The organism is Actinosynnema sp. NPDC059797, from assembly GCF_042732085.1.
In the GTDB taxonomy this organism is placed as follows: Bacteria; Actinomycetota; Actinomycetes; order Mycobacteriales; family Pseudonocardiaceae; genus Actinosynnema.
Genome location: NZ_JBHWIE010000012.1, coordinates 22,376 through 35,722 on the forward strand (window position 1 = coordinate 22,376; position 13,347 = coordinate 35,722).

The 13,347-nt window shown below is 73.8% G+C and carries 10 protein-coding genes; 5 read left to right on the forward strand and 5 right to left on the reverse strand.

Annotation, left to right across the window (positions count from 1 at the left end):
* Window positions 1–19: 19 nt before the first annotated feature.
* Complete coding sequence (locus tag ACFV4N_RS06265; RefSeq protein ID WP_499671432.1) at window positions 20–1,252, reverse strand: S8 family serine peptidase; 1,233 nt, start codon at window positions 1,250–1,252, stop codon at window positions 20–22.
* A 230-nt stretch (window positions 1,253–1,482) separates the two neighbouring features.
* On the opposite strand from ACFV4N_RS06265, the gene ACFV4N_RS06270 reads away from it, so the two are divergent.
* From ACFV4N_RS06270 to ACFV4N_RS06285, 4 genes are all read left to right on the forward strand, one after another.
* Window positions 1,483–2,064: a hypothetical protein gene (locus ACFV4N_RS06270; RefSeq protein WP_499671433.1), complete on the forward strand. Its 582-nt coding sequence runs from the start codon at window positions 1,483–1,485 to the stop codon at window positions 2,062–2,064.
* A 93-nt stretch (window positions 2,065–2,157) separates the two neighbouring features.
* On the forward strand, window positions 2,158–2,799 hold the full coding sequence (gene trmB, locus ACFV4N_RS06275; protein WP_499671469.1) for a tRNA (guanosine(46)-N7)-methyltransferase TrmB: 642 nt from the start codon (window positions 2,158–2,160) through the stop codon (window positions 2,797–2,799).
* Between the two features lie 143 nt (window positions 2,800–2,942).
* Entirely contained in the window at window positions 2,943–4,064 is a 1,122-nt protein-coding gene (locus ACFV4N_RS06280; protein ID WP_499671434.1) for a nitric oxide synthase oxygenase, read from the forward strand.
* A 274-nt stretch (window positions 4,065–4,338) separates the two neighbouring features.
* Complete coding sequence (locus ACFV4N_RS06285) at window positions 4,339–5,502, forward strand: sensor histidine kinase (protein WP_499671435.1); 1,164 nt, start codon at window positions 4,339–4,341, stop codon at window positions 5,500–5,502.
* 10 nt (window positions 5,503–5,512) lie between these two features.
* On the opposite strand, the gene ACFV4N_RS06290 is transcribed toward ACFV4N_RS06285, so the two are convergent.
* Window positions 5,513–6,655: a hypothetical protein gene (locus ACFV4N_RS06290; protein ID WP_499671436.1), complete on the reverse strand. Its 1,143-nt coding sequence runs from the start codon at window positions 6,653–6,655 to the stop codon at window positions 5,513–5,515.
* Window positions 6,656–6,797: 142 nt separating this feature from the next.
* Here ACFV4N_RS06290 and ACFV4N_RS06295 point away from each other — a divergent pair, with 142 nt between their 5' ends.
* Window positions 6,798–8,099: an amidohydrolase family protein gene (locus tag ACFV4N_RS06295; RefSeq protein WP_499671437.1), complete on the forward strand. Its 1,302-nt coding sequence runs from the start codon at window positions 6,798–6,800 to the stop codon at window positions 8,097–8,099.
* A 5-nt stretch (window positions 8,100–8,104) separates the two neighbouring features.
* Here the strand turns inward: ACFV4N_RS06295 and ACFV4N_RS06300 are convergent, their stop codons facing one another.
* The 3 genes from ACFV4N_RS06300 to ACFV4N_RS06310 form a co-directional block, all read right to left on the reverse strand.
* Entirely contained in the window at window positions 8,105–8,791 is a 687-nt protein-coding gene (locus tag ACFV4N_RS06300) for an SDR family oxidoreductase (RefSeq protein ID WP_499671438.1), read from the reverse strand.
* A 265-nt stretch (window positions 8,792–9,056) separates the two neighbouring features.
* Window positions 9,057–11,144 (reverse strand): PhoX family protein, encoded by a 2,088-nt coding sequence (locus tag ACFV4N_RS06305; protein WP_499671439.1) that lies wholly within the window; start codon window positions 11,142–11,144, stop codon window positions 9,057–9,059.
* A gap of 134 nt (window positions 11,145–11,278) precedes the next feature.
* Window positions 11,279–13,276, reverse strand: a complete 1,998-nt coding sequence (locus tag ACFV4N_RS06310) for a PhoX family protein (RefSeq protein ID WP_499671440.1) — start codon at window positions 13,274–13,276, stop codon at window positions 11,279–11,281.
* Window positions 13,277–13,347: the final 71 nt, after the last annotated feature.

Below are 13,347 nucleotides of genomic sequence, written 5' to 3' on the forward strand. Positions count from 1 at the left end.
GAATGGCGCCGGACTTTTGTCACCACCGGTCGGTGCGCCAGAAGTCGTCGTCCGGCGGCGGGATTTCGGTGACGACCGGGACCGGGGCGCGGCGGATTCTGTTCCGGCGCGCCCGCAGGAGGGCGATCGCGACCACCAGGACGACGGCCGCGCCGAGCCCGCCGGCGATCGGCGCGAGGCGGTCGCCGCCTTCCGGGGCGGCCGGCGGCAGCGCCTGGGCCGGCGGCGCGGACGCGGTGGTCGCCGGGGGCGGCGGCGGGGGCGGCGCCAGGGGGTTGCGGTCCACCGCCGGCACCTCGGCGGTCAGCGCGGCCACCGGGTTGACCAGGCCGAAGCCCGTCGCGCCGTCCCGACCGGGCGCCTGGAGGTCGGTGGCCGTGGCGATCAGGCGGTTGACCACGTTGCCCGCGTCCAGGTCCGGGCGGTGGGCGCGGACCAGCGCCGCGACCCCGGACACCAGTGCCGTCGCCGCGCTGGTGCCGTCGACCTGGGCGAACCCGGTCGCGGAGGCGTTCAGCGTGATGGCGGTGACGATGTCCTCGGCGGGTGCGGCGAGCACGGTCTCCGGGCCCGTGTTCGACGACGGCCACGGCGCGTTGCCGCGGACCGTGCCGGACACCGCGACGACGCCCTTGATGTTGGCGGGCGCGCCCACGTGCTCCTGGCCGTCGTTGCCCGTGCCGGCGACCACCACGACGTCGTTGTCGAACGCGTGGTTCACCGCGCGCAGCAGGTCGGGGGTGAGCGTGGCGGCGGAGGTCAGGGACAGGTTGACCACGTCGGCGCCCTGGTCGACGGCCCAGGTCACGCCCTCGGCGACGGACGTGGTGGTGAACTTCTCGCCGTCCGCGCCGACCGAGACCGGCAGGATCCGCGAGGCCGGCGCGACGCCGAGCACGCCGCCGTCGACGCCCCGGCCGCCGATCAGCGCCGCCATGGCGGTGCCGTGCCCGTCGCCGTCCAGGGTGCCGTCGGTGCCGCTCGCGGAGCCGAAGCCGGCCCCGGGCAGCAGCGCGCCGGCGAGGTCGGGCCGCGTGGCGTCCACGCCGGAGTCCACGACCGCCACCACCACGCCCTCGCCGCGCGTGGTGGCGTGCGCCGCCGGCACGCCCAGGGCCTCCAGGTGCCACTGCTGCTCGCGGATCGTCTGCGCCCGCGCCCCCTGTCCGGGTCCGGTGGCGACACCGGTACCGGGTGCGGTCAGCACGAGCGCGACCGAGGCCGCCACGCTCAGAACCGCTCTCCCCAACACGCAATTCCCCCTGTGGTTGATGTCACAAATATTCCATGTCAGTCATGTTTCGCAGTTCCAGGTTGAGGCAACTGGAGTAAGACGTTCGTTAAGACGTCGTGAACTCCGGCACAGGGCCATGACAAAATCATCTGAACCCGGTCAGATGGAAAGCAACGAATCGTGAGGTGGGTGTCCAGCCCGCACGCGAATTCGTGACCCCCGTCAAGGAACCCCCCGGAGGTGAACCCGTGACGGTGCTTGATCCGGACCTGAACGCCGAGTCCTCGGCCACCGGGTCGAAGAAGTTGCCACGGCAACGCGACCACGCCCTTCGCGTCGAACCGATGATGGCGCTGGAATGGTCGCACGCCATCGAGGCCGCGGGAGGCGTCGGCATCGCCGACTCGCCCGCGCAGAGCCGTCGAGCCTGGATCCACCGGGCCGACGAGCAGCAGGTGCTCGCCCTGTTCCGGGCGGTCGGACCCGAAGCCCCGGCACCCTGGTGGTTGCGGGCCCTCGACCGCGGCAAGATCGCCTCGCGCGCGGCGGCGTTCGCCGTCGAGGACGAGGTGACCCGGCTCCTGGCCAACCGGCCTGGCTGGGTGTTCGTGCCCTGGGCATCCGAGGGCGAAGTCGGCTACTGGGAGTTCGTGCCGTCCGAGAGCGGCGTCTACGGCCCCGCCGAGCCGACCACCGTGCAGTTCACCGACCGGCACCCCGGTTTCGTCGACCTGCTCCCCGCGCACCGGGGCCCCGGTCAGCGCCAAGCCATCGAGTTCACGCCGGGCGAGCTGCGCGAGCAGATCGAGGACCTGGAGAACATCGCCTGACGCACGGCCATAGGCTGTACGTCCGTGACGTCCAGCCACCAGCGACCGCCCCACCACCGAACCGTCGTGAGCTACGTGCAGCGCGGGGAGCGGATGACGGTGGGGCAGCAGCGCGCATGGGACCGCCACTGGGAGCGTTGGGGCCGCGAGGTCAAAGCGCTCCCGGCCGGTCCCGTGCGATTCGACGAGTGGTTCGGCCGCGAGGCGCCGGTGCTGCTGGAGATCGGTTCCGGGATGGGCGAGACGACCTCCCGGCTGGTCGCCGCCGCCCCTGAGCTCAACTACGTGGCCGTCGAGGTCTACAAGCCCGGCCTGGCGCAGCTGCTGCTGCGCGCCGAGGCCCTCGGCGTGGAGAACCTGCGGGTGCTGCGCGGCGACGCCGTGGACCTGCTCACCGATCACGTGGAACCCGGCTCGCTCACCGGCGTGCGGATCTTCTTCCCCGACCCGTGGCCCAAGAAGAAGCACCACAAGCGGCGGCTGGTCCAGCCGGAGTTCGTGCGCCTGGTGGCCACGCGCCTGCGGCCCGGCGGCACGCTGCACCTGGCCACCGACTGGGAGCACTACGCCGAGCAGATGCTGGAGGTGTGCTCGGCCGAGCCGCTGCTGCGCAACCGGTTCGACGGGTGGGCGCCGCGGCCGGACTGGCGACCGGTGACCAAGTTCGAGCAGCGGGCCGTCGAGGAGGACCGGGTCAGCCACGACCTGATGTTCGAACGGGTCGAACTCACCTGACCGTGGGATCAAGGTCCGGTGCCCGGGGAACGGGGAGCACTCCGGGTCGTTTCGTCACTCGATGGTGCGTTCTTTTTTGATCACCCGTTGTGCCCCGTCCGGCAGTGACGGGTGACGCGGTTCCGCAACTACGGTTGCCGCCCGTGACCGCACTCGACAACGAACCGATAACGTTCGACCTGGACGCCGCGGAGTCCTTCCTCCGCATGTTCCACATCGCCCACCCCGAGGCGGGTCCGGTCGGCCCGCGCCTGAGCCGGGTCCGCGACGAGGTGGCCGGGACCGGCACCTACCGCCACACCCCCGAGGAGCTGTCCTACGGCGCGCGGATCGCCCTGCGCGACAGCGGCTGGTGCACCAGCGGCGTGCCGTGGCGCCGGCTCAAGGTCCGCGACCTGCGCGGCCTCCGCAACGCCGCCGCCGTGGCCGCCGAGTGCGTCGAGCACCTGCGCCTGGCGACCAACGGCGGCGAGATCCGCCCGCTGATCACCGTCTTCGCCCCGGACACCCCCACCGCGCCCGGCCCGTGCATCTGGAACGAGCAGCTCGTCCGGTACGCGGGCCACCCCGACGGCTCCGGCGACCGCCGCTACGCCGCGTTCACCGACGCCGTGCAGGGCATGGGCTGGCGCCCGCCCGAGCAGCGGAGCCGCTTCGACGTGCTGCCGCTGGTGGTGGAGACCGCGCACGAGGGCGCGCGGCTGTTCGCCGTGCCGCCGGACGTGGTGCACGAGGTGTGCCTGGAGCACCCCGAGCTGCCCTGGTTCGGGCGGCTGGGCCTGCGCTGGCACGCCGTGCCGGTGATCTCGAACATGCGGCTGTCCATCGGCGGCGTCGACTACCCCGCCGCGCCGTTCAACTCGTGGTTCGTCGGCTCCGAGATCGGCGCCCGCAGCCTGGCCGACGAGCACGCCCTCGGCGCGGCGCGCCAGGTCGCCGAGGCGCTGGGCCTCGACACGAGCACCGAGCGCTCGCTGTGGCGCGACCGCGCCGTGGTGGAGCTGAACCGGGCCGTGCTGCACTCGTTCGACCTCGCGCGGGTCACCGTCACCGACCACCACGCCGAGTCGCTGCACCGCCTGTCGTGGCTGCGCTCCCGCCAGCGGACGGCGGGCAACCGGCCCGCGTTCCGGCTCGACCCCGGCGCCGCCCGCCGCGCCCGCGCCGGCGGCCCCGCGCGCTTCTCGCCCCACCCCGTCGAGACGACCCGGCCCCAGTTCCCCGGGCGCCTCGCCGAGCTGCTGCGGCGCCACGCGGGGACGTGACGGGCCCCGGCCTACCGCTGCGAGTCGATCAACACTCCCGACAACGCCATCAACACCAGCACCAGCAGGCCCACCACGGCGCCCGCCCAGGTGGCGACCACTCCGAACATCGCGTCCTCCGTTCCCCGACTGACTCCAGGGTCGCCCCGGGTTTCGTCATCCGGCATCGGCCACTGGTGTGTATCCGCAGGCGTTCGGGTCAGCCTCACGACCGATGGTCCGCCCGACCGGGGTAGGACGCGGCATCCGCCCGGAGGTCTTACGGTGACTCGTCGTGGAGAGCACTGACCTCGGGTGGCGCGCGCTGCTCCGCCGCCAGTGGCCCCTCGCCTGCGCGCTGCTCTTCTTCCTCGCGGGCGAGGTGTTCAGCGAGCAGAGCACCTGGTGGCAGCTCCCGGGGTCGGTCGTGGTGTGCGCGCTGGCCGTGCTGGCGCCCCGGCGGCCGTTCGACGCCGCGCTGGCCGCCGCGACCGCGCTGGCGGCGGGCTCGGTGGTGCTGCGGCTGACCGACCACGCGCCCGCCGTGCCCGTGGTCGGCGGCCTGGTGATCTCCGAGACGGCGGCGGTCATGGCGATCATCGCCATCGCGGTGCGGCAGGTGGCCCCGGTGCGGGCGGCGGTCGCGGTGGCGCTGCTGGTCGCGGTGTCCGCGGCGGTGGTGTGGGTGCGGCCGAGCTACTGGGCGGCCGAGTGGCCCGAGTACGAGCCCCCGGTGTGGCAGCACCTCATCGGCGGCGGGGTGCTGCTGGCGCTGTCCCTGGGCACCGGGCTGTACTTCCGGGCCCGCGACCGCGAGCGGGCCACCGCGGTGCGGGCCGAGGTGGCGGCGGCCCAGCACGCCGAGCGGATGGCGCTGGCGCGCGAGCTGCACGACGTGGTGGCGCACTACGTGACCGGGATCGTGGTGCACGCGCAGGCGGCGCAGGCCGTGCCCGCTGCGGCGGGCGAGGTGCTGCCGATCATCGTGCACAGCGGCAACGAGGCGTTGACCGCGATGCGCAGGCTCGTCGGGACGCTGCGCGGGGCCGAGGTCGAGGCACCGGCGCCGGCCGCGACCAGCGACCTGGCCGACGACGTGCGCGGCGTGGTGGAGGAGTCCGGCCAGCCCGTGCGGCTGCACCTGGACCTGCCGGTGGCCGTGCCGCCGTCGCTGGGCCGCTCGGTGCTGCGGCTGGTGCAGGAGTCGCTGACCAACACCCGCAAGCACGCCGGCGGGGTGTCGCGGGTCGACGTGTCGGTGACGGTGGTGGACGGGCAGGTGCGCGTGGTCGTGGCCGACGACGGGCGGGAGCGCAGGGCCGCGCCGGTCGGCGGCTCCGGCGGCTACGGGCTGGTCGGCATGAGGGAGCGCGTCGAGCTGCTGGGCGGCGCGTTCGAGGCGGGCCCGCGCGCGGGCGGTGGCTGGGAGGTGCGGGCCACCCTGCCGGTCGGCGGGTGAGCCGCGTCGTTCAGGCGCGCGGGTCGGGCAGTTCCGCGGGCAGCGGGTAGGTGAACGCCTGCGACGGGTCCTCCAGCGCGAGGTGGCGGCTCGCGACGGCGCCCTGGCGCTGGGAGGGGATGTCCGGGCGGTAGGAGCCGAGCCACGAGGTGACGTCGCCGGTCAGGCGGGCGTTCTCCGCGCGCAGGGCGAGCACCTCCTCCTCCAGGGCGGTGATGCGCGCCAGGTGGCGTTCCTCCATCTCCCGGTGGACCCGGACCACCGACCACAGCAGCTCGTAGGCCCGCTGCTCCTGGTCGGGGCGCTTGGGGGCCGATTCCGAGGTGAGGGCTTCGGCGGCGAGGGCTTCGGGGGTGAGGGCTTCGGGGGTGAGGGCTTCGGGGGTGAGGGCTTCGGGGGTGAGGGCTTCGGGGGTGAGGGCTTCGGCGGTGCGGGGCTCGGGCAGGCGCGTGACGGGCTGCCGGGCTTCGGTCTGCCGGGTGTCGGGTTCCCGGAGGGCGAGCGCCTGGGCCTGGGCCGGGGTCGCTTGGCCCGAGGTCGCCGAGGTCTTGGCCGCGAGCGCCGTGGGCTTGGCCGGTCGCGCCTTCACCGCCTCGGGCGCCCCAGGCACTCCGGGCGCCCCAGGCACTCCGGGCGCCCCGGGCTCGGCCGCCTCGACCAGGTGGTGCCGCCGGGCCCACTCGGGACCGCCGATCATCGCCGTGGTGACGTGCTCGGCCGTCACCCAGTCCGGGCACTTCAGCCGCTCACCCGCGGGCACGCGCTCCCCCGTGGCCCGGCAGTGCAGGTAGCGGGCGGTCGCCAGCACCTCCGGCGCCTTCTCCGGCTCCACCACGGCCTCGACCAGGTCGGCGATCCGGTCCCACGGCGGCCGGCAGTCCTGCCGGGCGCCCACGCCGATCCAGCGCGCCACCTCGGCCCGCACCGCGCCCAGCGACCGGCCGTGCGCCCAGTGCCCCGGGTCGCCCGCCGCGCGCTTGAGCACCCGCCGGTAGGCGCCGCTCATCCGCCCGTGCTCGTCCACGAAGTGCACCAGCAGGTACAGCGCGAGGCGACGGCGTTCGCGGGACAGGCCCGAATCGGTGAAATCCACTTCGGACCGCAGCACCGCCACCGCCCGCTGACCTCGTCGGTTCCCACTGCCACCAGCCACCGTCGCTCCTCCCGGACCAGCGCCGCCATCCGTTCGGCAGGCTACGACCGGACCGGCGGCCCGCACCCGTTGAGCGGACCAAACCAACTCTTCGGGTTATCAGGCCGGGTGACACCCGGACGGGTGCGGCAGGATCTGGACCATGTCGCTGCGCCTGCACGCCCCGGTGGTCCTGCCCTGCGATCCCTCCTGCTCGGTCCTGCGCGACGCCGTGGTCGACGTCGTCGACGGCCGGGTCGCCCACGTCGGACCGGCCGCCGACGCGCCCGCGTTCGACGGCGAGGTCCGCGAGCTGAGCGGGATCCTGCTGCCCGGCCTGGTCAACGCCCACGCGCACAGCCCGATGGTGGTGCTGCGCGGGCTCGGCGGCGACCTGCCGCTGCTGCGCTGGCTGCGCGAGGCGATGTGGCCGGCCGAGGCGAAGATGGTGCCGTCGGACATCCGGGCCGGGATGCTGCTCGGCGCGGTGGAGATGCTGCGCAACGGCGTCACCACCAGCGCGGAGATGTACTTCCACGGCGAGCAGCTGGCCGACGCGGTGCTCGCGGCCGGGTCCCGGGTGCTGTTCGGCGCGGCGATCATGGACCTGCCGGGCATGCCGTGGCGGCCGATGACCGAGGAGATCACCCGGTGGATCGACGCGGACGGGCTGCGGTTCGGCCCGCACGAGCGGGTCGAGCTGAGCTACGGGCCGCACTCGGCGTACATCCTGTCGCCGGACGCGCTGGGCGAGGTGGCCGGCCTCGCGCGGGACCGGGGCGCGCTGGTGCAGGTGCACGTCGCCGAGTCGGCGGAGGAGGACCTGGCGCAGCGCGAGTCGCACGGCTCCGTGCCCCGGCTGCTGGAGCGGGCGGGCGTGCTGGGCGGGCGGGTGCTGTCCGCGCACTCGGTGCACCTGTCGCCGGAGGACGTGGAGATCTACGCCAGGCACGGCGTCGGCGTGGCGCACTGCCCCGGCTCGAACACGAAGCTGGCGTCCGGGATCGCGCCGGTCAGGTCGTACGTCGACGCGGGCGTGAAGGTCGGGCTGGGCACGGACGGGCCCGCGTCCAACGACGACCTCGACCTGTTCGAGGAGGCCCGGCTGGCGGCGCTGCTGGCGCGCGTGACGTCCGGGGACGCGACCGCGATGCGGGCGGCGGACGCGCTGCTGCTGGCCACGCGGGGTGGCGCGGAGGCGCTGGGCCGGGACGACCTGGGCGCGCTGGAGCCCGGCCGGTGGGCGGACGTGGTGCACGTCGACGTGGACGACCCGGCGTTCGCCACCGGCCTGGACGCGCCGGACGAGCAGGTGCTGGCGAACCTCGTGTGGGCGTCGGGGACGCGGCGGGTCAAGGACGTGTGGGTCGCGGGCGAGCGGGTCGTGGCCGACGGCGAGACGACCCGGGTCGACCGGCGCGAGGCGCAGGCCGGGGTGCGGGAGGTGGCCGCCCGGCTGCGCTAGGGGTCTCAGCCCCGCCGGGGCCTCGGGCGGAGCACGACGTCGGTGACGTGGGCGTCGTCGGTCGCGTTGACGGCGCCCGCGACGGCACGGGCGACGGAGTCCGCGTCCAGGTACAGGTGCGGCTCGTAGTCGCCGGACTCCTGGGCGCGGACGCCGCGCTGCATGTCGGTGTCGACGCGCCCGGGGTGGACGGAGGTGACGCGGAGGTCCTCCTCCTCGGCGCGCAGGGCGTCGGCGAAGGCGCGGAGGGCGAACTTGCTCGCGGCGTAGACGCCCCAGCCGGGGTTGGCGCGCAGGCCCGCCCCGGAGTTGATCAGCACGACGTGGCCGCGGCTCGCGCGCAGGAGGGGCAGCACGAGGCGGGTCAGCTCGGCGACGGCGACCACGTTGACGTCGAGGGTGCGGCGCCACGTCCCGGCGTCGGCCTCGGCGAGGGGACCCAGCTCGGCGACGCCCGCGCTGTGCACCAGGACGTCGAGGCGGTCCAGCGCGGTCACGGCGTCGGCGAGCGCGTCGGCGTTGGTCAGGTCGACCGGCCAGGGCGCGGCCGACCCCAGGGACCCGGCCAGCTCGTCGAGGGCGGCACCGTCGCGGCCGCCCAGGAGGAGGTCGTGGGTGGGGGCGAGGGCACGCGCGACCGCCGCGCCGATACCGCGCGACGCACCGGTGACCAGGGCAACGGGTCGACTCATGGGAGGGACCTTAACCCCGCCCACCCCCGCGAGTCGTACCTCCAGGACGCGCGAGTCGTACGTTCCGGACCACCGTGTCGTACGCCCGGGAGCGCCGAGTTCTGCGCTGCCGCCCGGCAGGAGGCGCCCACCGGGGTCCGGAACGTTGAATTCGGGGGTCCTGGACGTACGACACGGTGGGTCTGAACGTACGACTCGCGCGTTTCGAGTGGAGGGCACGTGGGTGGGTGGAGGGCTCGCGGTGGCGCGAGCCCCCCTCCCGGGATCAGCCGCAGATGCGGCCCTTGTCCTTCTTCCAGGCGGCGACGACCGCCGGGCGCGGCTGGGTCGCGCCGCCGTCCGGCCAGTGGGACAGCGGGGTGTCGGCCGAGGCGCCGTCGATCTCGCCCGGGTGCTGGACCGAGACCAGGACGAAGTCGTCCTCGATGACCGGGCCGCAGGTCTCCGCGCCGCGCGGCACGGTCAGGAACTGCTTGACCCGGCCCCGGTAGCGGCCCTCCACCGGCACGGCGAACAGGCCGTCGTTGGAGCCGAGGGCGTTGCCGTCCGTGGAGATCCACAGGTTGCCGCGCGAGTCGAACGCCACGTTGTCCGGGCACGAGATCGGCGAGACCTGCGACTTGTCGTAGCCGCCGAAGTAGGTGTCGGCGGTGTTCGGGTCGCCGCAGACCAGCAGCAGCTTCCAGGAGAACGTGGTCGCGGTGTTGTCGCCGCGGCGCTCCTCCAGCTCCAGCACGTGGCCGTGCCTGTTGCCCACGCGCGGGTTGGGCTCGGTGGCGCCCTCCTTGCCCGCCTTGCCGCGGTCGGTGTTGTTGGTGAGCGCGGCGTAGACCCGGCGGTTGCGCGGGTTCGGCTCGACGTCCTCGGGGCGGTCCATCTTGGTCGGGCCGACCGCGTCCGCGGCGAGGCGCGTGAAGACGTAGACCTCCTCGGCGGTGAAGCCGGGCACGAACGAGCGGTTGCCCGAGGCCAGCGGGATCCACTCGCCGGTGCCGTCGAACTCGCCGTCGGACGGCAGCTTGCCGGAGCCGTCGAACTCGGCGGCCGGGCTGTCGCCCTTGAACTTCGCCACGTAGAGGGTGCCCTTGTCGAGCAGCTTCTTGTTGTGCTCGCGGGCGTGCTTGCTGTTGCCCGGCTTGTACCGCTCGTCGGAGACGAACTTGTACATGTAGTCGAAGCGCTCGTCGTCGCCCATGTACGCGACCACGCGGCCGTCGCGGGCGATGATCACGTTCGCGCCCTCGTGCTTGAAGCGGCCGAGCGCAGTGTGCTTGACCGGCGTCGAGTCGGGGTCGAGCGGGTCGATCTCGACGACCCAGCCGAACCGGTTGACCTCGTTGGGCTCCTGGGCCACGTCGAAGCGCTTGTCGAACTTCTCCCAGCGCCGCTGGGACGCGCCGCCGGACAGGCCGTAGCGGGACAGGCGCTGCTTGGCCACCGGGTCGGTGACGGTGCCCGCGTTGGCGAAGTACTGGTTGAAGTTCTCCTCGCCGGACAGGATCGTGCCCCACGGGGTCACGCCGCCGGCGCAGTTGTTCAGCGTGCCGAACGCCTTGGTGCCGGTCTTGTCGGCGGAGGTCTTGAGCAGGTCCGAGCCCGCGGCCGGGCCGGTGAGCCGGAACTCCGTCTTGACCGTGATGCGCCGGTTGTACTGGCGGTCCACCTTGGCCACGAGCTTGCCGCTGCGGCGGTCGCGCTCGACGAGCACGACCGACATGCCGTGCGCGGCCCACGCGATCTCGACCTGCTCGCGCGTGGTGGCGTCGGCGGTCCAGCCCTTGAACATGGCGGACTCGGTCGTGTACTCGTGGTTGCTCACCATGAGCCAGCGGTCGCCCCAGCCGAGCGGCACCAGCCCGCAGAAGTCGTTGTTGAAGCCGAACTGCTTGGCCTGCGCGTCCGCGGTCTGGCGGTCGAAGTCGAACTTCGGCGCGCCGGGCAGCACCGGGTCGCCCCAGCGGATCACGACCGACTGCTCGTAGCCGTCGGGGACGACGACGCGGTCCTCGGTGTTGGGCGCGACGGCGGTGAAGTTCAGGCCGTCCTTGCGGCGGCCGCCGCCCAGGTCGACGTCGACGTCGCGGTCGCCGCGGGGCGCGGCGGCGGCCGTGCCCGTGCCGACGAGGCCCGCGCCGGCGCCCGCGACGGCCAGCACCGCGCCCGCCTTGAGCAGGCCGCGGCGGCGAACGACCTCGCCGACGATGTCACCGAAGTAGGTGTTGTCGGAGGTGTTGGGCGCCTCGTGGGCACACGCGTCGCCGCAGCGGAACTTGCAAGTCACCGCCGACCTACCCAGGGGGTGGTTGGGCAGCAGGGGCAGCAGGCGCCGGCCCCGATCGGTGGATGAGGACACGCGGACCTCCGGGATCGCTCAGTGGGAACTGGGCGACCGTAAGAGCGCAATTCCTCATTCAGCGGTCTTCGAGGTGAACGCAGGACGAACACCTGGCAGTACCACCTACCGGAACTGGCTGGTCACCGCACGTGTCACTCCCCGATCCGGCGCCCCGGGCGCCACACCGCGACCACCGACGGGCGCGGCTGGGAGTCGCCGCCGTCGGGCCAGTGCGACACCGGGGCGTCGGCCGACGCGCCGTCGACCTCGCCCGGGTGCTGCACGCACACCGTGACCACGCGCTCGCCGATCACCGGCCCGCACGTCTCCGCGCCGCGCGGCACGGTGAGGAACGCCTTGAGGTGGCCGCGCTCGCTCCCCGACACCGGCACCGCGTACAGGCCGTCGTTGAAGCCGTCGAGCGCGCCGTCCGAGTCGCTGGACACCCACAGGTTGCCGTGCCGGTCGAACGCCACGTTGTCGGGGCTGGAGATCGGGGACACGCGGGACTTGTCGTAGCCCGCGAAGTACGTGTCGGGCGAGGCCGGGTCGCCGCACACGAGCATGAGGTTCCAGGAGAACGCGAGCGACAGCGGGTCGCCACCGCGGTCGGTCAGCTCCAGGACCTGGCCGTGCTTGTTCGCCACGCGCGGGTTGGGCTCGGTGGCGCCCTCCTTCCCCTCCTCCCCCCGGTCGACGTTGTTGCTCAGCGCGCAGTAGACGACGCCGGTGCGGGGGTGGGTCTGGATGTCCTCAGGGCGGTCCATCCTGGTCGCGCCGACCGCGTCCGCGGCGAGCCGCGTGAACACGTACACCTCCTCGGCGGTCATGCCCGGGACGAAGGAGCGGTCGCCGGACGCCAGCGGCACCCACTCGCCGGAGCCGTCGAAGCGGCCGTCGGACGGGAGCGCGCCGGAGCCGCCGACCTCGCCCGCCGGGCTGTCGCCGGTGAAGCGGGCCGCGTACAGGGTGCCCTCGTCGAGCAGGGTCATGTTGTGCCGGCGCGCGGACCGGCTGTCGCCCCTGCGCAGCTTCCGGTCGGAGATGAACTTGTAGATGTACTCGAAGCGCTCGTCGTCACCCGAGTAGGCGACCACGCGGCCGTCGCGGGTCACGCGGACGTTGGCGCACTCGTGCTTGAAGCGGCCGAGGGCGGTGTGCTTGACCGGCGTCGAGCCGGGGTCGTGGGGGTCGAGTTCCACGACGTAGCCGAACCGGTTGGCCTCGTTCGGCTCCCGGGCGAGGTCGAAGCGCCGGTCGAAGCGCTCCCACTTGCGGTCGGTGGCGGCGCCGGTGATGCCGTAGCGGGCCAGGCGGGGGTCGGCCCGCTGCTCGGCGTTGGCGAAGTACTGGTGGAAGTTCTCCTCGCCGGACAGGACCGTGCCCCACGGGGTGACGCCGCCCGCGCAGTTGTTGAGGGTGCCGAGGACGAGCGTGCCGGTGGGGTCGGCGGAGGTCTTGAGCAGGTCGGAGCCCGCGGCCGGGCCGGTGAGCCGGAACGGGGTGGTGGCGGTGATCCGGCGGTTCCGGTCGGAGTGGCGCGGGGTGAGGCGGCCGTCGCCGTCCTGCTCGACGAGCACGACCGACATGCCGTGCGCGGCCCAGGCGATCTCGACCTGCTCGCGCGTGGGCGCCTCCGCGTCGTAGCCGCGGAACATGAACTGCTCGCTGGTGTACTCGTGGTTGGTCACCAGGAGCTGCTCGCGGCCGGTCGGGTCGAGCGGCAGCAGGGCGGCGAAGTCGCAGTTGAAGCCGAACTGGCGGGCCTGCGCGGCGGCGGTCTGCCGGTCGAAGTCGAACTCGGGGGCGTCCGGGAACAGGGGGTCGCCCCACCGGATGACGACGGCCTGCCGGTAGCCCTCGGGGACGACGACCTCGTCCAGCCGGTTGGGCGCGACGGGGGCGAAGTCCAGGCCCGCCGGTCGCGGCTCGGGCTCGCCGCCGCACGCCGCCGTCCCGGCCCCGACGACGCCGACCGCCGCGACGACGACACCGGCGCGGAGGGCCGTGCGGCGGCTGACCAGGTCCCCGAAGTAGGGGTTGGCCGAGGTGTTGGGGACCTCGTGGAAGCACGCGTCACCGCAGCGGTAGCGGCAGGTGACGGACGCGCGGCCGGCGCGGTGGTTCGGTAACAGGGGTAGGTGTCGCACTCGAACGCCTCCTGCGGTCGGTCGGTCCCGGCGCCGGTCCTGATCCCGGACCGGGTCCGATCAACCGACCG